The sequence below is a fragment of the Sphingomonas brevis genome (assembly GCF_023516505.1).
GTDB classification, from domain to species: Bacteria; Pseudomonadota; Alphaproteobacteria; order Sphingomonadales; family Sphingomonadaceae; genus Sphingomicrobium; species Sphingomicrobium breve.
Genome location: NZ_JAMGBB010000001.1, coordinates 1,512,029 through 1,537,073, shown reverse-complemented (window position 1 = coordinate 1,537,073; position 25,045 = coordinate 1,512,029). Strand labels below are relative to the sequence as shown.

General features: G+C 63.8%; 21 protein-coding genes, 1 tRNA gene and 1 pseudogene. 10 read left to right on the top strand and 13 right to left on the bottom strand.

Annotated elements, in window-relative coordinates; translation table 11 throughout:
• Positions 1 to 66 precede the first annotated feature (66 nt).
• The 4 genes from LZ518_RS07820 to LZ518_RS07805 all read right to left on the bottom strand — a co-directional run bounded on the left by LZ518_RS07820 (position 67) and on the right by LZ518_RS07805 (position 7,088).
• A complete protein-coding gene (locus tag LZ518_RS07820) occupies positions 67 to 1,365 on the bottom strand; it encodes a dihydrolipoamide acetyltransferase family protein (RefSeq protein ID WP_249915443.1) in 1,299 nt (432 codons plus the stop codon).
• Positions 1,365 to 2,378: an alpha-ketoacid dehydrogenase subunit beta gene (locus LZ518_RS07815; protein WP_249915442.1), complete on the bottom strand. Its 1,014-nt coding sequence runs from the start codon at positions 2,376 to 2,378 to the stop codon at positions 1,365 to 1,367. Before LZ518_RS07815 ends, LZ518_RS07820 begins: the two co-directional genes overlap by 1 nt.
• Positions 2,375 to 3,658, bottom strand: coding sequence for a 3-methyl-2-oxobutanoate dehydrogenase (2-methylpropanoyl-transferring) subunit alpha (locus LZ518_RS07810; RefSeq protein ID WP_249915441.1), 1,284 nt, complete (start codon positions 3,656 to 3,658; stop codon positions 2,375 to 2,377). Before LZ518_RS07810 ends, LZ518_RS07815 begins: the two co-directional genes overlap by 4 nt.
• A gap of 82 nt (positions 3,659 to 3,740) precedes the next feature.
• Positions 3,741 to 7,088: an amidohydrolase family protein gene (locus tag LZ518_RS07805; RefSeq protein WP_249915440.1), complete on the bottom strand. Its 3,348-nt coding sequence runs from the start codon at positions 7,086 to 7,088 to the stop codon at positions 3,741 to 3,743.
• A gap of 123 nt (positions 7,089 to 7,211) precedes the next feature.
• Between LZ518_RS07805 and LZ518_RS07800 the strand changes: the two genes are divergently transcribed.
• Complete coding sequence (locus LZ518_RS07800) at positions 7,212 to 7,487, top strand: DUF3297 family protein (RefSeq protein ID WP_249915439.1); 276 nt, start codon at positions 7,212 to 7,214, stop codon at positions 7,485 to 7,487.
• On the opposite strand, the gene LZ518_RS07795 is transcribed toward LZ518_RS07800, so the two are convergent.
• From LZ518_RS07795 to LZ518_RS07785, 3 genes are read right to left on the bottom strand one after another with little or no spacing between them, the layout of a single operon-like run.
• Positions 7,488 to 7,685, bottom strand: a complete 198-nt coding sequence (locus LZ518_RS07795; protein WP_249915438.1) for a hypothetical protein — start codon at positions 7,683 to 7,685, stop codon at positions 7,488 to 7,490.
• A gap of 54 nt (positions 7,686 to 7,739) precedes the next feature.
• Positions 7,740 to 9,245 carry a methyl-accepting chemotaxis protein gene (locus tag LZ518_RS07790; RefSeq protein ID WP_249915437.1) on the bottom strand — a complete coding sequence of 502 codons (1,506 nt, stop codon included), beginning with the start codon at positions 9,243 to 9,245 and terminating at the stop codon, positions 7,740 to 7,742.
• On the bottom strand, positions 9,242 to 9,553 hold the full coding sequence (locus LZ518_RS07785; protein ID WP_249915436.1) for a hypothetical protein: 312 nt from the start codon (positions 9,551 to 9,553) through the stop codon (positions 9,242 to 9,244). Before LZ518_RS07785 ends, LZ518_RS07790 begins: the two co-directional genes overlap by 4 nt.
• A 252-nt stretch (positions 9,554 to 9,805) precedes the next feature.
• On the opposite strand from LZ518_RS07785, the gene LZ518_RS07780 reads away from it, so the two are divergent.
• From LZ518_RS07780 to LZ518_RS07765, 4 genes are read left to right on the top strand one after another with little or no spacing between them, the layout of a single operon-like run.
• Positions 9,806 to 9,943 (top strand): hypothetical protein, encoded by a 138-nt coding sequence (locus LZ518_RS07780; protein WP_249915435.1) that lies wholly within the window; start codon positions 9,806 to 9,808, stop codon positions 9,941 to 9,943.
• Entirely contained in the window at positions 9,936 to 10,712 is a 777-nt protein-coding gene (locus LZ518_RS07775; protein ID WP_249915434.1) for a PspA/IM30 family protein, read from the top strand. The genes LZ518_RS07780 and LZ518_RS07775 overlap by 8 nt, the downstream gene beginning before the upstream one ends.
• Before the next feature lie 20 nt (positions 10,713 to 10,732).
• Positions 10,733 to 11,119: a PspC domain-containing protein gene (locus LZ518_RS07770; RefSeq protein WP_249915433.1), complete on the top strand. Its 387-nt coding sequence runs from the start codon at positions 10,733 to 10,735 to the stop codon at positions 11,117 to 11,119.
• Positions 11,116 to 11,349: a hypothetical protein gene (locus LZ518_RS07765; protein WP_431358230.1), complete on the top strand. Its 234-nt coding sequence runs from the start codon at positions 11,116 to 11,118 to the stop codon at positions 11,347 to 11,349. The genes LZ518_RS07770 and LZ518_RS07765 overlap by 4 nt, the downstream gene beginning before the upstream one ends.
• A 93-nt stretch (positions 11,350 to 11,442) precedes the next feature.
• On the opposite strand, the gene LZ518_RS07760 is transcribed toward LZ518_RS07765, so the two are convergent.
• Positions 11,443 to 11,616: a hypothetical protein gene (locus tag LZ518_RS07760; protein ID WP_249915431.1), complete on the bottom strand. Its 174-nt coding sequence runs from the start codon at positions 11,614 to 11,616 to the stop codon at positions 11,443 to 11,445.
• 37 nt (positions 11,617 to 11,653) lie between these two features.
• Positions 11,654 to 13,720 carry a TonB-dependent receptor gene (locus LZ518_RS07755; protein ID WP_249915430.1) on the bottom strand — a complete coding sequence of 689 codons (2,067 nt, stop codon included), beginning with the start codon at positions 13,718 to 13,720 and terminating at the stop codon, positions 11,654 to 11,656.
• Between the two features lie 215 nt (positions 13,721 to 13,935).
• Here LZ518_RS07755 and LZ518_RS07750 point away from each other — a divergent pair, with 215 nt between their 5' ends.
• The 5 genes from LZ518_RS07750 to LZ518_RS07730 all read left to right on the top strand — a co-directional run bounded on the left by LZ518_RS07750 (position 13,936) and on the right by LZ518_RS07730 (position 21,448).
• A complete protein-coding gene (locus LZ518_RS07750) occupies positions 13,936 to 15,138 on the top strand; it encodes a threonine synthase (protein WP_249915429.1) in 1,203 nt (400 codons plus the stop codon).
• Positions 15,139 to 15,295: 157 nt separating this feature from the next.
• Positions 15,296 to 18,835 (top strand): hydantoinase B/oxoprolinase family protein, encoded by a 3,540-nt coding sequence (locus LZ518_RS07745; protein WP_249915428.1) that lies wholly within the window; start codon positions 15,296 to 15,298, stop codon positions 18,833 to 18,835.
• A complete protein-coding gene (locus LZ518_RS07740) occupies positions 18,832 to 19,506 on the top strand; it encodes a DUF969 domain-containing protein (RefSeq protein ID WP_249915427.1) in 675 nt (224 codons plus the stop codon). Before LZ518_RS07745 ends, LZ518_RS07740 begins: the two co-directional genes overlap by 4 nt.
• Positions 19,503 to 20,456 (top strand): DUF979 domain-containing protein, encoded by a 954-nt coding sequence (locus LZ518_RS07735; RefSeq protein WP_249915426.1) that lies wholly within the window; start codon positions 19,503 to 19,505, stop codon positions 20,454 to 20,456. Before LZ518_RS07740 ends, LZ518_RS07735 begins: the two co-directional genes overlap by 4 nt.
• Entirely contained in the window at positions 20,453 to 21,448 is a 996-nt protein-coding gene (locus tag LZ518_RS07730; RefSeq protein ID WP_249915425.1) for a DUF2891 domain-containing protein, read from the top strand. The genes LZ518_RS07735 and LZ518_RS07730 overlap by 4 nt, the downstream gene beginning before the upstream one ends.
• Here LZ518_RS07730 and LZ518_RS07725 read toward each other — a convergent pair.
• The 4 genes and pseudogenes from LZ518_RS07725 to LZ518_RS07710 form a co-directional block, all read right to left on the bottom strand.
• Positions 21,436 to 21,510, bottom strand: a tRNA-Thr gene (locus LZ518_RS07725). The two genes, LZ518_RS07730 and LZ518_RS07725, sit on opposite strands and share 13 nt — an antisense overlap.
• Before the next feature lie 24 nt (positions 21,511 to 21,534).
• Positions 21,535 to 22,378, bottom strand: a pseudogene (locus LZ518_RS07720) (hypothetical protein).
• Complete coding sequence (locus LZ518_RS07715; protein WP_249915424.1) at positions 22,375 to 23,682, bottom strand: mechanosensitive ion channel; 1,308 nt, start codon at positions 23,680 to 23,682, stop codon at positions 22,375 to 22,377. Before LZ518_RS07715 ends, LZ518_RS07720 begins: the two are co-directional and overlap by 4 nt.
• A complete protein-coding gene (locus LZ518_RS07710) occupies positions 23,683 to 25,026 on the bottom strand; it encodes a replication-associated recombination protein A (RefSeq protein ID WP_249915423.1) in 1,344 nt (447 codons plus the stop codon). It abuts the gene before it with no gap.
• Between the last annotated feature and the right edge of the window lie 19 nt (positions 25,027 to 25,045).

Genomic DNA, 25,045 nt, shown 5'->3' with positions numbered 1-25,045 from the left:
GGCGATTAGCGCATGAATATGACGATCCCGCAAGCACGGGAATCCGATCGCGATTAGACCGGGCTGTCAGGCCGACAGCAGCCTGATCGGATTTTCGATATAACCCTTCAGCGCCTGCATGAAGCTTGCCGCGTCCCAGCCGTCGACCACACGATGGTCGCAGGACAGCGACAGGTTCATCAGCTTCCGGACTTCCAGCTCGCCGTCCACGATCACCGGCATCTCGCGGACCTTGTTGACCGCGATGATCGCCACTTCCGGCCGGTTGATCACCGGGGTCGAGGTTACCCCGCCCATCGGGCCAAGGCTGGATAGGGTGATCGACGAGCCGCTCAGTTCCTCGCGGGTCGCCTTGCCGGTCCGCGCGGCGTCGGCCAGCCGCAAGATTTCACGGGCCAGCTGCCACACGCTCTGGTCTTGCGCGTCGCGGATTACCGCCACCATCAGACCGTTGGGCGTCTGTGTAGCCATGCCCAGGTTGAGCGCTCCGTGGCGGGTGATCACCCCGGCATCATCGTCGAAAGTGGCGTTCAGCATCGGCCATTGTGGCAGCGCCTTGGCCATGGCGGCGATCAGGAAGGGGAGGACAGTCAGCTTGGGATTGCTGCCGCGGTCGGCATTCATCATGGCCCGCGTGTCTTCCAGCGCGGTGACGTCAAACTCTTCGACCAAAGTGAAATGCGGGATGCGCCGCTTGGCCTCCTGCATATTCTCGGCAATCTTGCGGCGAAGGCCGACCACCTTGATCGTCTCGTCGGCGCGCGGTGCCGAGCCGCGGACGGAAACGCTGCCGCCATTGTAGAGCAGGTAAGCGTCGAGATCGGCGTGGCGGATTCGGTCGCTCGCAGTTTTCACCTGGCCCAGGTCGATGCCGAGGTCGCGGGCGCGCTGGCGCACCGCCGGCGAAGCCAGCACCTTGGCGCCATGTGCCTCGACCACTTCCGGCTCGGGCTTTGGCGATGCCTTGGGGGCCGGGGCGGGGGCGGAAGCCGGTTCCGGTGCCGCGGTCGCCATCGTCGGAATGGCTTCTTCCTGCTCCCTGGTCGGAACTTCGGCGCCATCGGCCAGCGGCTGCTCGGCTTCGCTCGCGGAGGCCGGTTCTTCCTTGACAGTCTGAGCACCGCCTTCTGTCTCGATTTCGACCAGCACCGATCCAATCGCGATCTGGTCGCCGACCTCGCCCGCCAGCGACTTCACAACGCCGGCCACCGGTGACTCCATTTCAACCGTTGCCTTGTCGGTCATCATGTCCGCCAGCTGCTGGTCTTCCTCGACCTTGTCGCCGACCTTGACGTGCCATGCGACGATCTCGGCCTCGGCAATGCCTTCGCCAATATCGGGCAGTTTGAACTGATAGGTCGCCATTAGGCCTCCAACACCTTCTTCAGGGCATTCTTCATTCGGATCGGGCCCGGGAAATAGACCCATTCATAGGCGTGCGGATAGGGCGTGTCCCAGCCGGTGACCCGCTCGACCGGCGCTTCCAGATGATAGAAGCAGCGTTCCTGGACAAGTGTCGCCAGCTCGGCGCCGAAGCCGCTCGTCTTGGTGGCTTCCTGGACGACCAGGCAGCGGCCGGTCTTCTTGACGCTTTCCTCGATGGTCTCGATGTCGAGCGGGACCAAGGTGCGGAGGTCGATCACCTCGGCGTCGATGCCATTATCCTCGACCGCCGCCAGCGCGACATGGACCATCGTCCCATAGGTGAGGATGGTCAGCGCCTCGCCCTCACGCACGACCTTCGCCTTGCCCAGCGGCACATCATAATGGCCGTCGGGAACCTCGCTCAGCTCATGCCTCGACCAGGGCGTGACCGGCCGGTCGTGATGTCCGTCGAACGGTCCGTTGTAGATCCGCTTGGGCTCGAAGAAAATTACCGGGTCCGGGTCCTCGATCGAGGAAATCAGCAGCCCCTTGGCGTCATAGGGGTTGGACGGAATCACCACTTTCAGACCCGCGCAATGGGTGAACAGCGCCTCGGGGCTCTGGCTGTGGGTCTGGCCGCCGAAGATGCCGCCGCCATAGGGCGTGCGAATGACCATCGGCATGGTCCATTCGCCGGCGGTGCGGTAACGCATCCGGGCTACCTCGCTGACGATCTGGTCGTAGCCTGGGTAAATATAGTCGGCGAACTGAATCTCGATCACCGGCTTCAAGCCATAGGCCGCCATACCGACCGCGGTGCCGACGATGCCACCTTCCGAAATCGGCGCGTCGAATACGCGGGTCTTGCCGAATTCCTTCTGCAGCCCGGCGGTCGCGCGGAACACCCCGCCGAAATAGCCGATGTCCTCGCCATAGACGACGATGTCCTCGTCGCGGGCCATCATCACGCGGTGGGCGTCGTTGATCGCCTCGATCATGTTGCGAGTGGTCATTTCGGCTCATGCCCCAGAAACTCGCGGGCTTCGTTCATGGCCTGCTCGCATTGCTCGGAAACGTGCCACGGCGTGTCGTGATAGACGTCGTGGAACATCGACGGGATATTGTCGAAACCCTGCTGCGGGAGGATGCCCATCGCCTCGGCTTCCTTCTGCGCGGTCCGCACCAGCGTATCGAGCTCCTTGTCGAGCTCGGTATCCCGGTCGTCGTCCCATTCGCCCAGCGCAACCAGATGCGACTTCAGCCGCGCGATCGGGTCGCCCAGCGGCCATTCCTCGGCCTCGCCCTTGGCGCGATAGCCGGTCGGATCGTCGGAGGTCGAATGGCCCTCAGCGCGATAGGTGAAGAATTCGATCAGGGTCGGGCCGTTGTTCGTGCGCGCCCGCTCGCTGGCCCATTTGACCGCGGCATAGACCGCCAGCGCGTCATTGCCGTCGACCCTGAGGCCGGCCGTGCCATAGCCGATCGCCCGGCTGGCGAAGGTCGCTTGCTCGGCCCCCGCTATCCCCGAGAAGCTGGAAATCGCCCATTGGTTATTGACCACGGCGATGATCACCGGCGCCTGGTAGACCGTCGCGAAGGTCATCGCATAGTGGAAGTCGCCTTCGGCCGTCGCGCCATCGCCGATCCAGCCCATGCAGATGCGGCTGTCGCCCTTGATCGCGGATGCCATCGCCCAGCCGACCGCTTGCGGGACCTGGGTGCCGAGATTGCCCGAAATGGAAAAGAAGCCGTGCTTCTTGTCCGAATACATGATCGGCAGCTGGCGGCCATGGAGCGGGTCGCCGGCGTTCGAATAAATCTGGCACATCATCGTTTTCAGCGGATAGCCGCGCGCGACGAGCAGCCCCTGCTGGCGATAGGTCGGGAAGTGCATGTCTTCCGGGTCCATCGCCGTTGCGGCGGCGACGGCGATCGCCTCTTCCCCGGTGCACTTCATGTAGAAGCTGGTCTTGCCCTGCCGCTGGGCGCGATACATGCGATCGTCGAAGACTCGGACCGTCTTCATGTCCCGCAGCATCTTGCGCAGCGTATCGGGGTCCAGCTTCGGGTCCCACGGTCCGACTGCTTTGCCGCTGTCGTCGAGCACCCGCACCAGGTGCGTGCAAAGCGGGAAGGTCTCCTCCGCCTCGGCCGCGACGTCGGGGCGCGGCGCTTCGCCGGCATTGGGAACCTTGATCGACGAGAAATCGGGCGTGTCGCCAGGCCGGAACGGCGGCTCTGGCACATGCAGCGCCAGCGCCGGCCGGTTCGGGCGGGAAGTTGCTTTATCCATTGCGCCGTCCGCTTAGTGCGGAGTCGGCTGAGGGGCAACTATCGCCGCCATTCGGCACAGCGCTTCACGCAAACGGCAAAGCCTAATCTTCGTGTGGGACGCCGATCGTCGCTCCGGCGGTAAACGCCCCGCCAGCCTGCTCGTTGAACCAGAAGGGCTTGAAGCCGGCCGGAACATTGGCGGTCCCGCCCGCGACGATTTGCAGGTTGCTGTCGAACAATTTTCCGCCCTGCATCGTCATCGCGACATGATCGCTATTGCGGATATTCTCGAGCGGATTGTCGTCGAGCACCACCATGTCGGCGAGCTTGCCCGGTTCAATGCTGCCAAGGTCCTTGTCGAGCCCCAGCGCCCGCGCCGGATTGATCGTCCCGGTCCTCAGCGCTTCCATGTTGGTCATTCCACCCAGCGCGAACGTCCAGATGTCCCAGTGAGCGCCAAGCCCCTCGCGCTGGCCGTGAGCGCCGATCGACAGCGGAATGCCAAGATCACTGACCTGCTTGGCCTGCTTGGCGACGCTGAGCAAATTGTCCTCCTCCGGCGGGTTCATCACCGGTCGGCGGGCGCGGGCGTCGAGCAGCGGCCGCGGCACCCATTTGGAAAGGATCGGCTCGGCCCAGACATTGCTGTGCTGGTACCAGTAATTCTCACCGAACGGCCCGCCGTAGGCGACCACCAAAGTCGGGGTCCAAGCGGTTCCGCTGCCTTTCCAATATTGCAGCACGTCGTCGTAGATGTTCTGCACCGGCAGCGAATGTTCGATCGTCGTATGGCCGTCGGCGATCATCGTCATGTTCATCTCGAACAATGACCCCCCTTCGGGCACCACCTCCATGCCGAGCTGGCGCGCCGCCTCGATGATCATCTGCCGCTGCTCGCGCCGCGGCTGGTTGTAGCTCTTGACCGACCAGGCGCCCGAAGCCTGCAGCCGCCTAAGATGCGACAGCGCATCGTCCAGGCTGTTGATCTCGACCGTAAAGGGAGTCGTCGCCCCATAGAGGATGGTGCCGGTCGAGAAGATCCTCGGCCCCAAAATCTTGCCCGCCTTCTGATATTCCGATGCGGCGAAGATTTCGAACGTGTCGTTCGACGGGTCGTGAACGGTGGTCACGCCATAGGCCAGCGCCGCGGCATGCACCCAATTCTGCTTGGGGATAATCTGGTCGCTGCCCATCGGCCCGTGCCAGTGAGCGTCGATCAGGCCGGGGATAATCGTCTTGCCGCTGACATCGATCGTCCGCGTTCCCGCCGGGTAGGTGATGCTCGCCGTCGGCCCGACCGCGACGATCCGGTCGCCTTCGACCAGCACCGTGCCATTCTCGATCACCTCATCGCCCCGCATGGTGACAATCCTTGCGCCGGTGAGCGCGATGCTGCCGGTCGGCTTCGCCTGGTTGGCGGTGACGCCCAGCTGGGCAACCAGCGGAGCCGCGCCGAGCTTGCCGCCGGCAAATGCGCCCGACGACCCAACATTCAGCCCGTAAAGATTGGGCCCCTGGCTCCAGAACAGGCTTCGCCCGTCGCCCGACCAATGGATCCAGTCGCCGGCATCGGCACTGACCTTGGACATAGGCAAGGCCTTGCCGTCGGGCGCGATGTCGATCGATCGGCCGGATCGGGTGAAGGGCATGACATAGGCCTGGTAACGTTCGGTCCAGGCGACGAACTGCTCGTCCGGCGACAGCGCGAACCGCGCCGCGTTCTGGGAAACAAGGTGGGTGACCTCGTCGGTTCCTTGCACCGAAACCGATTTCAGCAGCCGCTTATCCTCATCGCCGGCGGCGATGTAGAATATCCGGTCGCTGGTCGCGCCGAACATCGGCTGCGTACCGGCCTTTGCGACCCTCTTCGGCGTGCCGCCATTTACCGGCACGACGTAGATGCCGGGGTCCTTGCCGTAGAGCGGCGTGGTCAGAAACCCGTCGCTGGTCTTGCGATAGGCGATCAAATTGCCGTCGGGCGAGAAGGCCGGCTCCAGATAATGGCCAGGCTGGGAAGTAACGGTTCGCCCGTCGCCGCCCGCGACTCCAACCACCTTGATCCGCGCCGCCGTGTCGTCGTCCCAGGAGACATAGGCGATGCTCTTCCCGTCTCGCGAGAAGGCCGGATAGCTTTCGAAGTCGCTGCCGCGCGTCAGCCGCCTGGGCGCGCTACCGTCGCCGTTCGCTATCCACAAGTTGCCGAGCGCTTCATAGACGATGTGGCGCCCATCCGGGCTTTTCTGGGCGAAGCGCACCATCTTGGTCGTGAAGCTGGCGGGGGCGACATCCTTCTGCTGCCGCACCGCATCCTCGACAAAGCGTGTGCCGGTGACGTGGAACGGGATTTCGCTGACCGCCCGTGAAACGGCATCGACCCGATGAATTCCGCCCTTGGCCCAGAACAGGATCGACTTGCCGTCGGGCGTCCAGCTCATGCCGGGATAGACGCCGTGGACGGCCCAGGTCTCCTGCATGTCGCGGTCGAGGATATCGGTCAGCGGCGTGATACGTCCGGACGCCAGGTCCATCAGCATGATCGTCGATTTGTACCGGACCCGCTTGATGAAGGCCAAGGTCTTGCCGTCGGGCGAGGGCGTCGGGCGGATCGCGCCGCCGGGCCCGTCGACATAAGTCTCGATGTCGCCGGTCTGCCGATCCAATCGCTGGATCACATAGATCTGGTCGTTGACGTCCTTCGAATATTGGAAAATGTCGCCGGGCGTCGCATCGTCGGAGAAATAGAGGTAGCGGCCGTCTGGAGAGAAGGCCGCCTCATTGGTGTCCTTCTGCTTGGTCCGCGCCTTGGTCATCTGCACGCCGCCGCCCTTGTCGGCGCCGCTGCGGTGATAAAGCCACATTTCGCCCGACCCCAAGGAGCGGGACGACGTGAAATGCTTGCGCGCGACGATGAAATTCCCGTCGGGCGTCCAATCTGCCTGGTTCAACAGGCGGAAATCTTCCTTGGTGATCTGGCGCGGGGAGCTGCCGTCGCGGCGGATGGTCCAGATATTGTCGCCGCCGCCACGGTCGGACGTGAAGGCGATTTCCTGCCCGTCCGGCGAATAGCGCGGCTGCATGTCCCAGGCGTTGCCGCTGGTCAGCGGACGCGCTTCGCCGCCCCCGATCGGCATGACGTAGAGGTCGCCCAGCAGGTCGAAGGCAATCTCGCGGCCGTCCGGCGACACGTCGAGGCTCAGCCAGGTTCCGCTCCTGGTATCGATCGGCACATCACGGCCCGGGCCGTGGCGGGCGTTGACATCCCATTTGGGCGGCTTTGCCCCTGCCGTGCCCGGGGCCGCGGCGATGTCCTTGGGCTTGTCCTGGGTCATCGGCTCGGCTTGGCCTGGCTGCGGCGGGGGCGGGGCTACAGGCGGCGTGGGCGCGGGCTGGGCAATGGCGGCGCTGGCGGCAAGCAGCGAGCAGCCGACGAAAAGCTTGAGTTGGCGCATGGAAATCCCCCTGGACACTGAATCGCGCGGGAGATTGGCCGTGCTGTCACACGAACGCAACGAAGGTGCGCCGCCGTTCGTCGAATTTGACGCGTCCCGCATGCAGCGGCTAGGGGCGCCGCCATGTCAGAATCCGAAGCCAACGAGGCCAAGAAGCCGCTGCCCGATCGCCTGTCGCTCGACCCGCGCAGCAAATATTTCGACGAGGAAGTGCTGCGCCACGGCGTCGGCATCCGCTTCAACGACAATGAGAAAACCAACGTCGAGGAATATTGCATCTCGGAAGGCTGGATAAAGGTCGCCGCCGGTCGCAGCCGCGACCGCTTCGGCAATCCGATGACCCTGACCCTCAAGGGCAAGGTCGAGCCCTATTATGAGGGCGAGACCGCTTCCGAATAGCTAGGCCGCGTCGCGCCGGCTGCGGCGCCGATCCAGCAGCTTCTTGGCTCCCCAACCGGCGGCCGCGACAAGCGCCAGCGGGCCAAGGCCGCGTCTGGCGATGGCTGGGATGGCGGCGCCGACCAGCGCGCCTGTCAGTTTGCGATTGGGTCCGGCGACCCTTTCGCCAACGATACCGCCCAAAATCTTGCCAAGCATATGTGATTCTCCTCTGGGTCGTATCAGCGCCTGAGCGGGCAGAGCGTTCCGAACTTAGGCAGCGCGGAGCTGCGACAGGAATTCGTCGGTCGCGGAGCGAAGGCCATGGGCTATCCTGGTCAGCCCATCCGCGGAGGCATGAACTTCGTCCGACAGCTTGACCGCCTCGCCGGCTGCCTTCGCCACTTCGCTGATGCGCTTGGCGATCTGGTCGGCGCCGGCGGCGCTGTCGACCGCGCCCTGTTCGATCAGCGAGGCGACATTGCTCTGGTCGCCGATCACGCCGCGGATCTTCTCTGCGGATTCAGCCAGTTCGGTCATTGCCCGCGATACCTGTCCGATCACGTTTTCCGCCTCGGCAGCGCCGCTGTCGATGTCGGACACCAGCTGGTTGATCTGGCCGCTCGCCTCGTGCGCCTTGTTGGCCAGCGCCTTGACCTCGGCGGCAACCACGCCGAACCCGCGCCCGGCCTCGCCAGCCCGCGCGGACTCGATCGTCGCGTTTAGTGCCAGCATGTTGGTTTGGGATGCGACGCCCTGGATCAGGCCGACGAACGCCTCGATGTTCTGGGTCCGCTCAGACAGGGTGCGGATCACTTCCTCGCCGGTCTTGGATGCACCGCGCGCCGCTTCGCCGAGGTTGGCCTGCTGCTCGGCGTTGCTGGCGATGCTGAGGATCGACTTCGAAAGGTCGCTCACTCCGGCGGATACGCGAAGCGCATTTTGCGAAGCGCTTTCGGCATCCCTGGCCGCCTCGGCCGACTGCTCGCCGGCATTATGCGCGAACTGGTGCATGTTGCTCGCCGCGTGAGCCATTTGTTCGGCAGCGGCAGCGACCGACTGGACGATGTTGGCGACCGAACCCTCGAACGCTTCGGCCAATGCCATCAACTCGCCGCGGCGCGCGTCGGCCATTCCGCGACGCTCAATCTCCAGCCGCTTCTCACGCTCCGCCTCGACTTCGCTCTGGGCGGCCCTGGCTTGCTCCAGCGCAGCCTGGGCCGACGCGGCGAGACCCTCGCTAGTCGAACGGGCCTCGGCCTGCTCGGAGAACAGCCTGCCCATGTGGACCATGACCGGCCCCAGCACGGCGAGCACCCAGCTCACCGCCAGCGCATGGACCAGCACGCGGGAAAAATCGCCGCTGCCGATGAACACCCATTCCGGGGCGACAAAGCTGAGCAGCAGGTGATGGGCGGCGATCAATCCGACCGCGGCCGCCATCGGACGCCAGTCACAGAGCAGGGTCAGCGCGGCGAGGCCGACGAAGAAATACATATGGCCTTCCATCTGCCACGGATGGCCCTGCAACATGTAAACCAGCAGCGCGGGCTGCACCGCTGCCATGACGGCGAACGTCATGCCGATCGACAGGTCATAGCGCGGCCGCATCGCGATGAAGGTCGGGATGATCGTGACGGCGGCCGAAAGTACGACCGGAACAAGCTCGTTCTTTAGGTCGAACACCAGCGCCAGGCCCATCAGCGCGATGGTGCACAGCCAGCCAAACATGGCGAGAAGCATCAGCCCACGCAGCCTTAGATCGTTCAGTTGAATCATGATTGAGTGGCCTCGTTCGATAGCAATCCGCCGCAAATTGCGTCGGGGGCAGCCAGGACGATAATTCCTTCAGACATTAACCCGGCGAGCGCCGTGCGCTGGCCGTCGACGACCCACGATCCCCTTACCGGTCCCGGCTTCAGCGCCAGCGCATGGGCGGACTCGATCGTGGTCCTGGCAATCGGCTCGCCGTCCAGCGGCACCAGGAGCATTCGGCCCTGGGCCGGAGGCGCGAACGCCGCCAGCAGCAGGGCTAACGCTCCCAGCGTCAGTTGCCCGATCAGCATCGGGCCCGTCTTGGCGAACATCGCTCGCATGGCTCCAAGCTAGCTGATGATGGTAAATTCCCTCTTAAGCTGGCGCTGGATTTGGTCCGGAAACAATCCTGGTCGGCATTTGGTCAAACATCCCAACTGATGGTGGGAAATTCCGCCAACTTGCCGGCCGATGAACGTTGTTCGCGGCATTTTCGGCGGAAATCTCCAATTGGCACGACCCTTGTAAAGGATGTGTCAGGACCAAGGGCGAATGCCCCGACGTCCGAAAAGGGAGATTGAACAATGTTTGGTTCGAAATTTCAAAGCCACCTGATCGTCGCGTTCGCGTCGCTGCTGATGAGCACGATCGCGGTCGGCGCGGCGGTTGCCCCGGCCCAGGTTTCGGCCGCTACCTCTGTGGAAGTTCTTACCTATGCCTGAACTTGAACCGATCGAAGCCCGCCCGGCCATCCGCATTCCGCGGCAGGACGAGGACAGGAATGAAACGACTATCAGTTTCGCGCCGCTTTCCGGCATCCTGTCGGGCCCGATCTTCACCCGTACGCGGGACATTATCGCAGCGAATGTGTCGGAACTGCTCGACCGGTCGGAAGACCCGGCCCGAATGATCCGCATGATCATCGTCGAGATGGAAGAAACGCTGGTCGAGGTGCGCGCAACCGCCGCCCGCTCGATCGCCGACATCAAGGAAATGCGCCGCGCCTGCAACCGGCTCGACGACCTCCAGCATGGCTGGACCGAGAAGGCCGCGCTGGCACTGGAAAAGGGCCGCGAGGACCTGGCCCGCGCCGCGCTGGGCGAGAAGCAGAAGGCAGCCGAGATGGCCGAGGGCCTGCATGCCGAGATCTCGCAGATCGAGCAGGTGCTGCGCGGTTACGAGGCCGACATCCAGCGGCTCCAGACCAAGCTTGCCGAAGCCCGCGGTCGCCAGAACGCGATCGCCAGCCGGCTCGAGAGCGCGATCACCCGCGCCCGCACTAGCGAAGTGCTGCACGGCAACCGCACCGAGGAAGCGTTCGCCAAGTTCGAACTGCTCGAGCGCCGTGCCGATTTTGCCGAAGGCCGCGCCGACGCGCTGGCGCTCGCCGGGCCGAAAAGCCTTGAGGAAGAAATTGCCGAGCTGCGCGCCTCCGAGGCCGTCGATGCCGAGCTTGACGCACTGAAATCCGCGCTTGCGGCGAAGAAGTGAACGGGAAGGAAAAAAGGGAAATGTCAGAACGTTATTCGATGAATCGCCGCGACAAGAAGGTGGCCGGCGTCTGCTCGACCCTCGGCGATGTGTTCAACATCGATCCGACCTTCATCCGGCTGGGGTTCGCCGCCGCCGCGCTGCTGATCAGCTGGAAACTGGCGATTGTCGCCTATGTCGCGGCCGGCATCTATCTGCATATCCAGAAGAACAAGGCAGTTGGCAGCCGCGAACGGCCGTCGGAGTTCGAGCGCATGGCCGAGCTTGGCCGGCGCCGCACCTCGGTCCACGAGCTGCGCACCGAGCTCGACGTCAACGACCGCCGGATGATGGCCATCGATCACCATCTGAGTAGCCAGAACGATGAGCTGGCCCGCGAAATCGAAGCATTGAGGGAGGAGAAATAATGGAACCGCTGTCCATCGGCCTGATCGCCGTCAGCGTTCTCCTTGTAGCCGGCATGGCAGCCGTGGCGGGTCTCAAGGGCTGGCAGAACTGGCTCGACTTCAAGCGGCTCGAGCTGGCAAGCCAGACCGGCGACCACAGCCTTCCCCCGGCGACCGGCCGGATCGAGTTGGCGGACCTCAAGGAACGGGTTCGCAAGCTTGAAGCGATCGCTGCCGGAATCGATCTCTAAAGCGGGGCTTCCTTCCCCAAAGCCCAAGTCCCGCAAAGGGCGGCCTGTCACGGTTCCGGCAGGTCGCCCAATTTTTTTGGCGGGAGTTAGCGGCTAAAGATAGTCGATCGGGGGACTGGCCAGGCGCTTGGCTCCGAAGATCGTCGCCAACGCCTCATAACGTTCCGCCATTTCGGCATGAGCCTCGGCCGCGCGGCAATCTGCCGCCTGCCGGCTCAACGCTCGCTCATGTTCTTCGCGGCTGGCGAAATAGCTTCCGTCGGTCATGCGCGAGGAACGCCGCTCCGGGCATCCAGTTCCTGCACTAGAATCCGATTCTCGCCGTCACCCTGATGTCGCGCCCGGCGAGCGGGGCAAAATCCTTGAGCAGCGACGTACTGCGCCGCGCCTCGACATCGAACAAATTATTCGCCGCCAGCGACAAGGTCAGCTCCGGCTTGGCCGCGAACGGGTGCCAGTCGAGCGACGCATTGACCAACGTATAGCCGGCCGTGTCCGTTTCGTTCGGCGCGGCGCGGTCATGGTCGAATGCATGCTCGACCTCGACCCGCCCATCCAACTGGCCCTTCTCGCCGGTGATCGCACCCAGTACCCGCATCGGCGGGATCAGCGGTGCGGGACCGAAATCCTTGACCGTGGCATGAACCATGTCGCCTTGCAGCTCGGCGCCCCAGTTGATGCCGAGCGCCTCGCCCAGCTTCGCCTCTGCCTGAGCCTCGAAGCCATAATAGGTCGCCTTGCCCTCGCTATATTGGAGCACCGGCAGATCGTCCTCGATCTCCCCGGTCGGCGCCTGGAAGATAAAGTTGGAGAAGCGCGAGTAGAACAGGTTCGCGGTGAGGTGCAGTCCGCCTTTGCTGTGGTGCAGCCCCAGCTCGACCGAATTGCTCCGTTCCGGATCTAGCTCGGGATTTCCGATTTCAAACGCCTGGCTGCCGCCGTGCGGGCCATTGGCGAACAGCTCGTCGATCGCCGGCGCCCTCTCGGCATGCGACAGCGACAGGCCGGCACGCCATCCCGGAACGAACTCATATTGCCCGCCCAGCGAGCCCGACCAGGTGGTGAAGCTCTTCGACCGCTCGGGCGTGCCGAGCTGCGCATCGGCATCGGCGTCGAGCTTGCTATGCTCGACCCGCACCCCGCCCTCGATCCGGATCGGCCCCTGGACGTAGGTCTGCAGGGTGAACAGGCCGGCCTGTTTCTGCCGGCTGTCAGGCAGGAATTTCTCTTCGCCGCGGATTTTCGCGTTGCGTTGGAGATATTGCACGCCGCTGGTTCCGCCCCAGCCCGACTTCTCACTCTGCACCAGCTCGACCCGGCCTTCTCCCCCCTTGCTGAAGAAGGAGGAGCCGATCTCGCCGCTCTCCTCGATCTCGTCGTGATGGTAGTTGGCGTAGCCGCCCCGCGCCCGGACCAGGTTGAAGAATCCGCCGACCGGAATCTCCGCCCGCGCGTCGTAACGCGTCTGCTCGACGTCGATGGTCGGCGCTTCTGGCTCAATCGCCGGATCGAGCGAATAGCGGATCGGCACTTCATACTTGCTGAGGTGCCGCGTCACCGACACGCCGACATTGAGGTCGCCGTCGACATAGCCGACGCCCAGCGCCCCTTCCTTCGACGTCGCCGCCGAATTGGGCAATTCGCCCTTAAGGTCGGCAAGAGCCTGGATTTCCGCATCGGGGCTGGCCAGCGCCTGTTCGCGCAATTCCTTCGACAGGATGTGGCCGCCCGTCTCCAGGTCGTCGCTCTTCGAATAATTACCGTCGGCATGAAGCACGAAATGCCCGCCGACCGGCACGTCGATCGCGGCATTGGCTGACCGCTCGTTGGCGGCGCTGCCATAGGACAGCAGAGCGTCGGCCTTGATCGGACCGTCGGGTTCATGACGCGGGATGCGCGTGTCGATGACATTGACCACGCCGCCGATCGCCGAAGATCCGAACAACAGGGCCGACGGCCCGCGCAGCACCTCGATCCGCTCGGCGGTGATCGGGTTGATAGCGATGGCATGGTCGGGCCCGGACGATGACAGGTCCAGGGTGCCGATCCCGTCGGTCAGCACCCGGACCCGGTCGCCGGAAAGGCCGCGCAGTACCGGCGCCGAGGCGGTCGGGCCAAAGCTCGTCGCACTGACCCCAGGCTGCTTGGCCAGCGTCTCGCCGATGCTTGGGCGCATCTGCCGGGTGAGGTCGGCCTGATCGAGCACCGAAACGCCGCCCAGCACATCATTCTCTTTCCGCCGGACTCCGGTGACGACGATGTCCGCCTCATGGTCGGGGTGAGCTTCTTCCGCGCTGCCCGACACCGGCACATCGGCCGATACGGCGGAATCGGTCGCTCCGACCGCCTCACTTGATGAATCGGTCACCATCGCCTGGGCCAGCAGCGGGGCGGGGGAAACGGAAATGGCTAAGGCAAGAAAAGTGGCGGAGCGGCGCATGATGATCCTGAAGCGGGGAGAGCCGCGTGCCTAGCTCAAGATGATATAATGTAGCAAATGTTATACCATACCTTGGTCGCGTCCTGACTGCAGTTCGTCGAAAGCCCGGCCTTGCGTGACGGAGATGTCGCGTTACCCAGGCGGCCATGTTCATGACCCATCTCGAATGTTCGCTGACCGGCGAGCGCTATGAATCGGACAAGCTCCAGAACCTGTCGAAAGTCGGCAAGCCGTTGCTCGCCCGATACGATCTCGACGCGGTCGCGGGGCGCCTGACCCGCGACGAACTGGCCTCGCGCCCTTCGGGCATGTGGAAATGGCGCGAGCTGCTGCCGTTGCCCGAAGGCGCCGAGCCGGTCAGCCTTGGCGAGCCGGAAACGCCGCTGATCCCGCTCGACCATGTCGGTCGCAAACAGGGTACCAAGGCACCGATCGTCAAGGACGAGGGGCGCCTTCCAACCGGCTCGTTCAAGGCGCGCGGCATGGCTGCGGCGGTCAGCATGGCCAATCATTTCGGCGTGACCCGCATTGCGCTGCCGACCAACGGCAACGCTGGCGCGGCGCTGGCCGCTTATGCCGCGCGGGCAGGGATGAGTTCCCTGGTCATTTGCCCCGCCGAAACGCCCGACATCAATATCCGCGAGACAGCGGCCTATGGCGCCGAGGTCATCGTCGCCGACGGCCAGATCGACGAATGCGGGCGGATCGTCGGGGAAGGGGCAATGGCCGGGAAGTGGTTCGACTGTTCGACGCTGAAGGAGCCCTACCGGCTGGAAGGCAAGAAGGTGATGGGCCTGGAACTGGCCGAGCAGTTCAGCTGGGAACTGCCCGACGCCATCTTCTACCCGACGGGTGGGGGCACCGGCCTGATCGGCATGTGGAAGGGGTTCGACGAGCTGGAGCGGATCGGACTGATCGGGCCGAAGCGTCCGCGCATGTATGCGGTGCAGGCCGCCGGCTGCGCGCCGATGGTCCGCGCGTGGGAAGCGGGCGACGAGTTCGCCGAGCGCTGGGAAGGCGCGGCGACAATGGCCACCGGCATAAGAGTGCCCAAGGCGGTCGGCGATTTCCTCATTCTTCGCGCGGTTCGGACAAGCGGCGGTGCGGCGATCGCCGTCCAGGAGGAAGCGATCATGGAAGCGGTCGACGATGCAGCACGCCTCGACGGCATGCTGCTTTGCCCGGAAGGCGGGGCAGTGCTTGCCGCGTGGCGCGACGCGCTCGATCGCAAACTGGTCGGTCCGGACGAGCGCGTCGTCCTGTTCAACTGTGCCAACGGCAACAAATATCCGCTGGCCGACCGCTCGCGGCGGATGATGCTCGCCGACATCGACGCTACGAGCCTCTAGAACGAGTAAACCCCGGAGACCGAAGTCTCCGGGGTTCCATGGTTCGCTTCCGAAGATTTGAACCACGAAATAATAACGGTCGTCCCACCTCCCAGTTCCGTGTTCCGCAAAAAATATTCGGCAAACTGTCATTGAGCATGGACCGGGCATTTGCTTCATGGGCGCCGTGGAGCGCAGCTGGACCTTTGCGATCGATCGCGGCGGGACCTTCACCGACATCGTCGCGACCTCAACCGACGGCCGCCAGCGGGTACAAAAGCTGCTGTCGGTAAACCCCGGCCAATATGAGGATGCCGCGGTGGAAGGGATCCGCCGCGTTCTGGCGGAAGAAGGTGGCTCGCTTGGCGATGTCCGCATGGGCACCACGGTCGCCACCAATGCCCTGCTCGAACGAAAGGGCGAGCGGACCGCGCTGGCGATCACCGCCGGCTTCGGCGACGCGCTGAGGATCGGTTATCAGGCACGTCCCGAAATCTTCGCCCGCAATATTGTGCTGCCGTCGATGCTGTACGAGGCCGTTGTTGAAATTGACGAGCGCGTCGGGGCGGACGGCGCGATCATCCGCCCGCTCGACGAGGAGGGCGCGCGGGCCGATTTTTCTGCGTTGAAGGCCCAGGGCTTTGTCGCCTTGGCAATCGTGCTGATGCATGGCTGGCGCTTCACCGAGCACGAAGATCGGCTGGCAAGCATCGCCCGCGACCTTGGCTTCACCCAGGTGTCGGTCAGCCATGAGGTGGCGCCGCTGATCAAGCTGGTCGGCCGCGGCGACACGACAGTGGTCGACGCCTATCTCTCGCCGATCCTCACCCGCTACGTCGGCAAGGTTGCGGCCGGACTGGGGGCCGGGACTCGTTTGCAATTCATGCAGTCCAACGGCGGCCTGACCGGGGCCCGCGCCTTCCGCGGCAAGGACGCGATCCTGTCCGGTCCGGCCGGCGGGGTGGTCGGCATGGTTGCGGCCAGCGCCCCCCATGGCTCGGATCATTTGATCGGCTTCGATATGGGCGGCACCTCGACTGACGTGTCCCACTATGCCGGCAGCTATGAGCTAGGCGACGAAAACCTTGTCGCCGGCGTCCGCATCCGCGCGCCGATGATGCAGATCCACACGATCGCCGCCGGTGGCGGCTCCATTTGCCGGTTCGACGGAATGCGTTTCCGGGTTGGCCCGGAATCGGCCGGGGCTCGTCCGGGACCGGCCTGTTACCGCGCCGGCGGGCCGCTAACCGTCACCGACTGCAACCTTTACCTGGGCCGGCTCGACCCGGCCAAATTCCCCACGCTGTTCGGTCCCAACGGCGACCAGCCGCTCGATCCCGAAGCGTCACATGCACGGCTGCAGGAAATCGCCGACGCTCTTGGCGGTACCAAATCGCTTGCGGAAATCGCGGAGGGCTTCCTGGATATCGCGGTCGACAATATGGCCGCCGCGATCCGCAAGATTTCGATCGCGCGGGGTCATGACGTGACCCGCTACACGCTGGCCTGCTTCGGCGGCGCGGGCGGCCAGCTTGCCTGCCGGGTCGCCGACGCGCTCGGCATGGAGCGGATCCTCATCCATCCGCTTGCCGGGGTGCTGTCGGCCTACGGCATCGGTCTCTCCGAGGTAAAGGCGGTGCGCGAGGCCAGCTGGCTGAAGCCGCTTACGGAGGATTTTTCCGACGGCCTGCACGCGCTGGAAGCGGCGGCGCGAAATGACCTGCTCGGCCAGGGCTTCGACCCAGACCAGATCCGCTTCGAGCACCGCGCCCGCCTCCGCACTTCGGGCAGCGACACAACCATCACCGTCGACCTCGCCAGTGCCGGCGAAATGCGTGCAACTTTCGAAACCATCCATCGCCGGCGCTTCGGTTATATCGACGAGGCCGAGCCAGTCCTCGACACGCTCAGCGTCGATGCCATTGGTTCCTCCCCCGCAGGGGGAGGGGGACCACGAAGTGATGGAGGGGGAATAGAGCCCCCTCCGTCATCTCCTTCGGACCTGACACCTCCCCCGACGGGGGAGGAGCTAATGGGCCCCGGCCTGATCTTCGACCCCACCTCCACCATCGTGGTGGAACCGGGTTGGCGGGCGGAGCGGGCCGCGGACGGGACCCTCATTCTGACCCGGGCCATGCCGCTTGAGCGCGCTCACGCGGTCGGCACCCAAGTCGACCCAGTCCGGCTCGAAATTTTCAACAATCTGTTCATGGCCATCGCCGAGGAAATGGGCGTCGCGCTGCAATCGACCGCAACCTCGGTCAACATCAAGGAACGGCTCGACTTCAGCTGCGCCATTTTCAACGGGTCGGGTGCGCTGATCGCCAATGCACCGCACATCCCGGTCCACCTGGGCTCGATGGGCGAAAGCATCCGCACCATCATCGACGCTCGGGGCGGGGGAAGGGACGAGCGCGGAATTCGTCGTGGCGACGCCTATGTCCTCAACGATCCCTATCGCGGCGGCACGCACTTGCCCGACATCACGGTGATCGTCCCGGTGTTTTATGGCGACGAGGCCGATCCATCCGCCTTCGTCGCGGCGCGCGGCCACCATGCCGATATCGGTGGGATCGCTCCCGGCTCCATGCCGCCCGACAGCAGGACCATCGAGGACGAAGGCGTATTGATCGACAATGTGCTGCTGGTCGACGAGGGCCATTTTCGCGAGGCCGAGATGCGCGCCCTGCTGACCAAAGGCGAGCACCCGGCGCGCAATCCGGACCGCAATATCTCCGACCTTCGCGCCCAGCTCGCCGCATGCGTTCGGGGCGCCGAAACGCTGGTCCAAACCGCCGGCGAATATGGCCCGGACGTCGTCGCGGCGTACATGAACCACGTCCTTGCCAACGCCGAGGAGTCGGTCCGGCGGCTGCTCGACCGTCTCGATGACGGCCAGTTCGCCTATGAAATGGACAATGGCGCGTGCGTTTCAGTCAGAATAACGATCGATCGGGCCTCGCGATCGGCAACTTTCGACTTCTCCGGCACCAGCCGGCAGTTGCCCGACAATTTCAACGCGCCTTTTTCGATCGTCCGCGCCGCTTCGCTATATGTCGTCCGCACCCTGATCGACGATGCCATCCCGATGAATGACGGTTGCCTCCGGCCAATTCGCCTGGTCGTGCCGGACAGGTCGATGCTTAGGCCCCATCACCCTGCCGCGGTCGTCGCCGGTAATGTCGAGACAAGCCAGGTCGTGACCGATACCCTTTTTGCGGCGACCGGCCGCCTGGCGCCTAGCCAGGGCACGATGAACAATTTCACTTTCGGCAATGACCGCCACCAATATTATGAGACGATCGCCGGCGGTTCCGGCGCCGGGCCGGATCATGACGGAACCAGCGCGGTGCAGACCCATATGACAAACAGCCGGCTGACCGATCCCGAGATATTGGAGACGCGCCTCCCGGTGCGGCTCGACCAATTCTCGATCCGTAGTCATTCCGGTGGCCGGGGGCTGCATAAGGGCGGCGACGGCGTAATCCGCAGCGTCACCTTCCTCGAACCGATGCGCGCCAACATGCTCGCCAATCGCCGCCGCGTAGCGCCGCGCGGATTGAACGGCGGCGGCGATGCACTTCCCGGCCGCAACTGGGTCGAGCGCGCCGACGGTTCGGTCGAGCAATTGACCGCGACCGACTGGGCCGAAGTCGGCATTGGCGACCGGTTCGTGATCGAAACGCCGGGCGGCGGCGGATATGGGGAGCCGACATGATCGACTATTGGCCGCTGATCGGTATCGCACTGGTGGTCCTCGGCTTCGCGCTGAAGTTCAACCCGATGCTGGTCGTCACCGTGTCGGCGATCGCTACCGGCCTGATCGCGGGGATGGACTGGCACGAGGTCATCTCGACCTTCGGCAAAGCGTTCAACGACAACCGCATCATTGCCATCGTCTGGATTGTCCTGCCAGTGATCGGATTGCTCGAACGGTTCGGACTGCAACAGCGCGCGGCCACGCTGATTCGCTCATTGAAGAGCGCAACCGCCGGCAAGCTGCTGATCCTTTATCTGATCTATCGGCAGATCACCGCGGCGATCGGGCTTCATTCGACCGCCGGGCAGGCGCAGACGGTCCGGCCGCTAGTCGCGCCGATGGCGCTCGCCGCCGCCGAGAAGCAGCATGGCGAATTGACCGAAGCGGAAGCGGAGACGGTCAAGGCCTATTCCGCCGCGACCGACAATGTTGGGCTCTTTTTTGGCGAGGATATCTTTTTCGCGATCGGCTCGATCGTGCTCATCCAGCAGATACTAGCGGGCTACGGCTATGATCTAGCCCCTCTGCACCTCGCGCTATGGGCGATCCCCAGCGCGATTGCCGCATTCCTGATCCAGTCGACCCGGCTGCTGCTATTCGATCGCAAGCTGGCGAGGCGCGGCCAATGATCACGCTTCACTGGCTCTATGCGCTGGCCGGCGCGATGTTCGCCGCTTTCGCCATCCTGTCGGCGCTCGACCGGTCGCACGGCAAACGGTTCGGCAATGCCGCCTTCTGGGGATTGATGGCGCTCAGCCTGCTTGGCGGCGACGCAATCGGCGACTTCGGCAACGGCTTGCTGGTGCTTGGGCTGGCAGGGCTCGCCGGCTTCGGCTTTATCGGCCGTAGCCATCCCCCGACCACCAGCGTCGAGCAGCGGCAGGGTTGGTCGGACAGGCTCGGCAATAAGCTGTTTCTTCCGGCGCTGATCATCCCTTTGACCGCATTTATCGGCACGCTGGCATATAATTATACTCCTCTCGGCAGCTTTGGCCTGATCGAGGCCAAGCGTGAGACTTACGTCTTCCTCGGCCTCGGCGTGTTGCTCGCCATTGGCTCCATCTTCGCCTGGCTTCGCCCGCCTGCCATCGCACCGTTGCAGGAAGGCCGCCGCCTGATCGACGCGATCGGTTGGGCAATTGTCCTGCCGCAAATGCTCGCCTCGCTTGGAGTCCTGTTCGCTGCCGCCGGTGTAGGGGATGCGATAGGCTCCCTGACCCGCATGGTGATCCCGGAGGGCAGCATCTTCCTCACCGTCGCGGTGTTCGGTGTCGGAATGGCCATCTTTACGATGGTGATGGGAAATGCCTTCGCTGCGTTCCCGGTGATGACCGCAGCAATCGGCGTTCCGCTGCTGATCCAGGGCTACGGCGGCGATCCCGCGGTAGTCGGCGCGATCGGCATGCTCGCAGGCTTCTGCGGCACCTTGATGACCCCCATGGCAGCCAACTTCAACCTGGTCCCGGCAGCGCTGCTCGAACTTAAGGATCAATATGGAGTGATCCGCGCCCAGTTCGCGACCGCGCTGCCGCTGCTCCTGGTCAACATCCTGCTCATCTATTGGCTCGCATACCGATGATACTCGACGAAAAGCTTGCCGCGAAATTTGCGCGGATCGCGCTCAGCCACGTGGGAAAGCCATACCCCTACAAGATGGATCATGTGCTGCTTGGCGATGAGGACGCGCTTCCGCCTCGCGCTCTTCACCCGATCTTTTTCGGCAGTTTCGACTGGCACAGCTGCGTCCATGGCTGGTGGACCTTGCTGACAATTAGCCGCCTCTACCCAGAGACCGGTGAGGCACAGGCCATCGCCGATCTGGCCGGCGCCAGCTTCACCGCCGACAAAGTTGCGATCGAATTGGCCTATCTCCGCCGGCCGCTTTCGGCGGGGTTCGAGCGACCCTATGGCTGGGGCTGGCTGCTTTATCTTCATCTCGAAGCATCGCGGCATTCCAACCAAGAGTGGGCGGCCAATCTTGAGCCGCTGGCCCGCGCTTTCGCCGACCGGCTTCATGGCTTTTTGCCCAGGCTGACCTATCCGATCCGGGTCGGCACCCATTTCAACACATGTTTCGCCCTGATCCTCGCACTGGAATGGGCCGAACAGTTTGACGCGGTCTTGGCCAGGAATATCCGCCGCTGGGCAGTCGAGAAATTCAGCAACGACCGCGATTGCCAGGCGTGGGAGCCGGGTGGTGACGAGTTCCTGTCGCCCGCGTTGATCGAGGCGCTGTGCATGGCGCGTGTTCTAGCAGCAGGTGATTTCGCAAGATGGTTCGCGGCCTTCCTGCCGCGGCTTGCAGATCGTGAGCCTGAGGCGCTGTTTGCTCCGGCAACGGTGAGCGACCGAAGCGACGGCAAGATAGCCCATCTCGATGGACTCAACCTCAGCCGCGCATGGTGCTGGCGTTCAATCGCGCCCCTGTTGCCGGCCGGCGAAAAGGCGATCGCCGAGGCAGCCGCAACGAAGCATCTGGACGCGGCGCTGCCGCATGTTGCCGGCGACTATATGGGGGAACATTGGCTGGCCAGCTTCGCGCTGCTCGCGCTGCAGGCTGGTGCCGGCTGAGGGATTTGAACCCCCGACCTTCGGTTTACAAAACCGCTGCACTACCACTGTGCTAAGCCGGCGTACCTGTACCCGGCCCCTTTGCTTCAGACGATGCCGAACGTCCAGCCCTCGGTTTGTGCCAGGTCCGACGTAATGCCGGCTGGATTGAACGCGGTCTGGTTCTGAAGATGGGCCCGCATCCCTGCCGCAGTTACCAGGGCATCTGTCTGATGGTCAGTGGGCTCGAACCCTAGGCGTACTGGTTTACTTCCAAGTCCGGCCAGCGCGCGGTTGAGATCGACCCGGGTTCGCAATTTCTTACCGCTCATGCCTGCGTTACGCAGGTAAATGCGGGTATAGATTTCGACTACCGCGCTGCCATTGGTCGGCAGCGGGTCCATCGGCCAGATGGCGACCTTTCCATTCAGGCGGTGCAGCAATCGCATTCCGGAGAAGCTGGCCTTGGCGACCTGCGCCGCCCCGATGGCGTCAAACGCGCTCGCTGTCTTGCGGCCACCCATCGCATTCAAATGCGAATCGCAGATGCGAAATCGCACAAAGTCGGCTTTCACGCCGTCGGCGATTCCAAAATAGAAATGGCGACGGTGCACCTCCTCCAGGAAAGAGGCGGCTCCTAGATCTTCGACTAAGGGCGTCGACATAGGCCCAGAAGTCGCGGGCATTGTCGGGCACGCCGCTTTCACCGGGTAAATAGGATCCGCACTCGGCAAAGGGAGGCGCAAAGCTGAAATCGAAGCCAAATAGTGTCGGCTCCCTGGCTGCGCGCGTCAGCAGCCATTCGAGCACCTCGGTTCTGGACCAGACATGGCCTGGTCGGACCAGCCGCGGAGCACTGCCCTCGCGCGCCTCGGCGATCGCAATGCCCTTGTGCCGCTTGCCCTTCGCGCCCGACCAATCGATCGCGACAGCCGCCGCGAAGCGGGTCACACCAGGGGCGGCTGGCTGTCGTCCTCGCTTGGGGCCTTCTTGAGCCGTGGCGGAGGTGCGCGGCGCACAGGCGGCGGGGCGGTGCTCTCATGCCACTCCTCCAGCAGACGCGCTGCATAGTCCCGCCCGCCCAGGCCAAAGGCAAGGGCAGTGGCCACAGCGGCCGAGCCAAGGATCAAGCCGAATGCAATCATCACGATCTGATCGGCTAAGCCCATGAAAGTCAGCCCGATGGCTGTGAACAACGCAATGATGGCATATTTGACGATCGTCTGGGCATAGCCCGCTTCGCCCGTCGAACTTCCGACCAAATTGGAAAGGATTCTAGCCAGGAAAATCCCAACGACGATGATCACTGTCCCGAATATCACCTTGCCGCCGAGCTCGGTGATTTGGAACAACAATGCCGCGACGCTGTCGCCGCCGATTGCCCGCGCTGCCTCGATGGAAGCCGCCAGCAATATGGCCGTCATCGCAATTGCCCCGACCACTCTCGATGGCACCGAGGTAGATGGCATGACACCGAGTGCGCGTACGGCATTGTCGAAGCCGAGCCCCGGCAAGATTGTCTCTAGAAGCGACTTCACCCACTTCGCGACGATGAATGCCAATGCCAGCCAGATGAGAGCGTTCAATACTTTCGGAATAGCGAGCGCGATAATGTTCAACATGTTCGTCGCGGGCTCGGCGATGGCGGATATCTGAAGAATTTGCAGCGCGCCGATCGCGGCGAAGATAATGATCACAGCAGACACGGTCATCCCGACCGCCCGCGCGATGGTGCTGCGCGCCGGTGCCACCCCGTCGCTCGCTACCCCGTCGCTGTCGACCGCCACAGGCGCATCGGCCAATTTCAGGCCAGCGCGTCCTGCCAGCTGCTCCAGGTTTAGCGCGCCGAGGGCCGCTTCGATCACATGGCGCACGATCCGGGCCAGAATCAGTCCGGCGAAGAAGAACAGTCCCGCGCCCAGCAGCCTTGGCAAAAATGCGAAAACTTCGTTGGTCATCGCCGTGACCGGGGTCAATACGCCCGAAAGGCCAAGCGGCTGCAACGCCGCGATCAGGCCAACCAGCCACACCAGCCAATAGGCCAGCCGCCCAAGCTCCGTGCCGATACTGTCGCCGCCCGCATCCGGGTGTCGCTTGAGCACCGGCACCCGGTCGATCGCCTTGGCGACGCCCCATTGCACGGCCTTGGCGACAAAATGGGTGACGACCAGGATGAGGATGGCAAACAGGACCTTCGGTCCCCATTCGACCAATTGCTGCTGCCAATAACGGGCGGGTTCGGTGCTCTGGTACATCTAGCTCCCCTTGTCCGAGTCCTTTGATTGCTTCTCTCGGCGCATTTCTTCCCAATAGGCAAGCCGCTCGGCAACCTTGGCCTCAAAGCCGCGGCCAGTCGGCACGTAATACTGCTGCGGGTCCATTTCCTCGGGCCAAAAATCGGCTCCAGAAAAACCTTCCTCGGCATTGTGGTCATATTCGTAGCCGCTGCCGTACCCGACCTGCTTCATCAGCTTGGTCGGGGCATTCAGAATATTCTTGGGCGGCATCAGTGAACCCGTTTCCATGGCCGATCGCCACGCGGCCCCTTGGGCCTTGTAACCGGCATTCGATTTGGGAGCGGTGGCGAGATAGAGGCAAGCTTGGACAATCGCCAACTCGCCTTCAGGCGAACCGAGAAAATCGTAGGCGTCCTTGGCGGCAATGCATTGCACAAGAGCGTTGGGATCGGCCATTCCGATATCCTCGACCGCCGCCCGGATCAGCCGGCGCAACAGGAACAGCGGTTCTTCGCCCGCCACCAGCATGCGCGCCAGATAATAAAGCGATGCTTGGGGATCCGAGCCGCGGATCGACTTATGTAGCGCCGAAATGAGATTGTAATGGCCCTCGCGGTCCTTGTCGTAAACGGCAACCCGGCGCTGCAGGAAGCTGGCCAGCCCGGCCGGGTCGAGCGGCTCCTGCAGCCCCACGTCGAACAGCGTCTCGGCCTGGTTGAGCAGGAAGCGGCCATCGCCGTCCGCGCTTGCAACCAGCGCGTCCTTCGTTTCCGGCGTCAGTGGCAGAGGCTTGCCCTCCAGTTCCTCGGCTCGCTCGAGCAGCTGCTTCAGCGCCTCGCTGTCGAGCCGGTGAAGGATCAGCACCTGGCAACGCGACAGCAGCGCGGCATTGAGCTCGAAACTGGGATTTTCCGTAGTGGCTCCGACCAACGTGATCGTGCCGTCCTCGACATAAGGGAGGAAGCCGTCCTGCTGGGACCGGTTGAAACGATGGATCTCGTCAACGAACAGTAAAGTCCTCTGTCCCGCCTTCACGGCGACCTTCGCCTCGGCGAAAACTTTCTTGAGGTCGGCAACGCCGGAAAAGACCGCGGACAGCGCGACAAACCTCAGTCCGACCGCTTCAGCCAGGAGCCGGGCGATGCTGGTCTTGCCGGTGCCTGGCGGTCCCCAAAGGATCATTGAGCCTAGCTTGCCCGCCGCCACCATTCGACCAATCGCCCCCTCCGGCCCGGTCAGATGCGCCTGTCCCACAACCTCGTCGAGAGAGCTCGGCCGCAGCCGGTCCGCTAGCGGCGCATGCAGCGAAGTCTCGCGGGGCGCCGTCCCTGGCGGCAATTCATCGGCAAACAGGTCGGCCATTGGTCGCTGGAATAAGCGC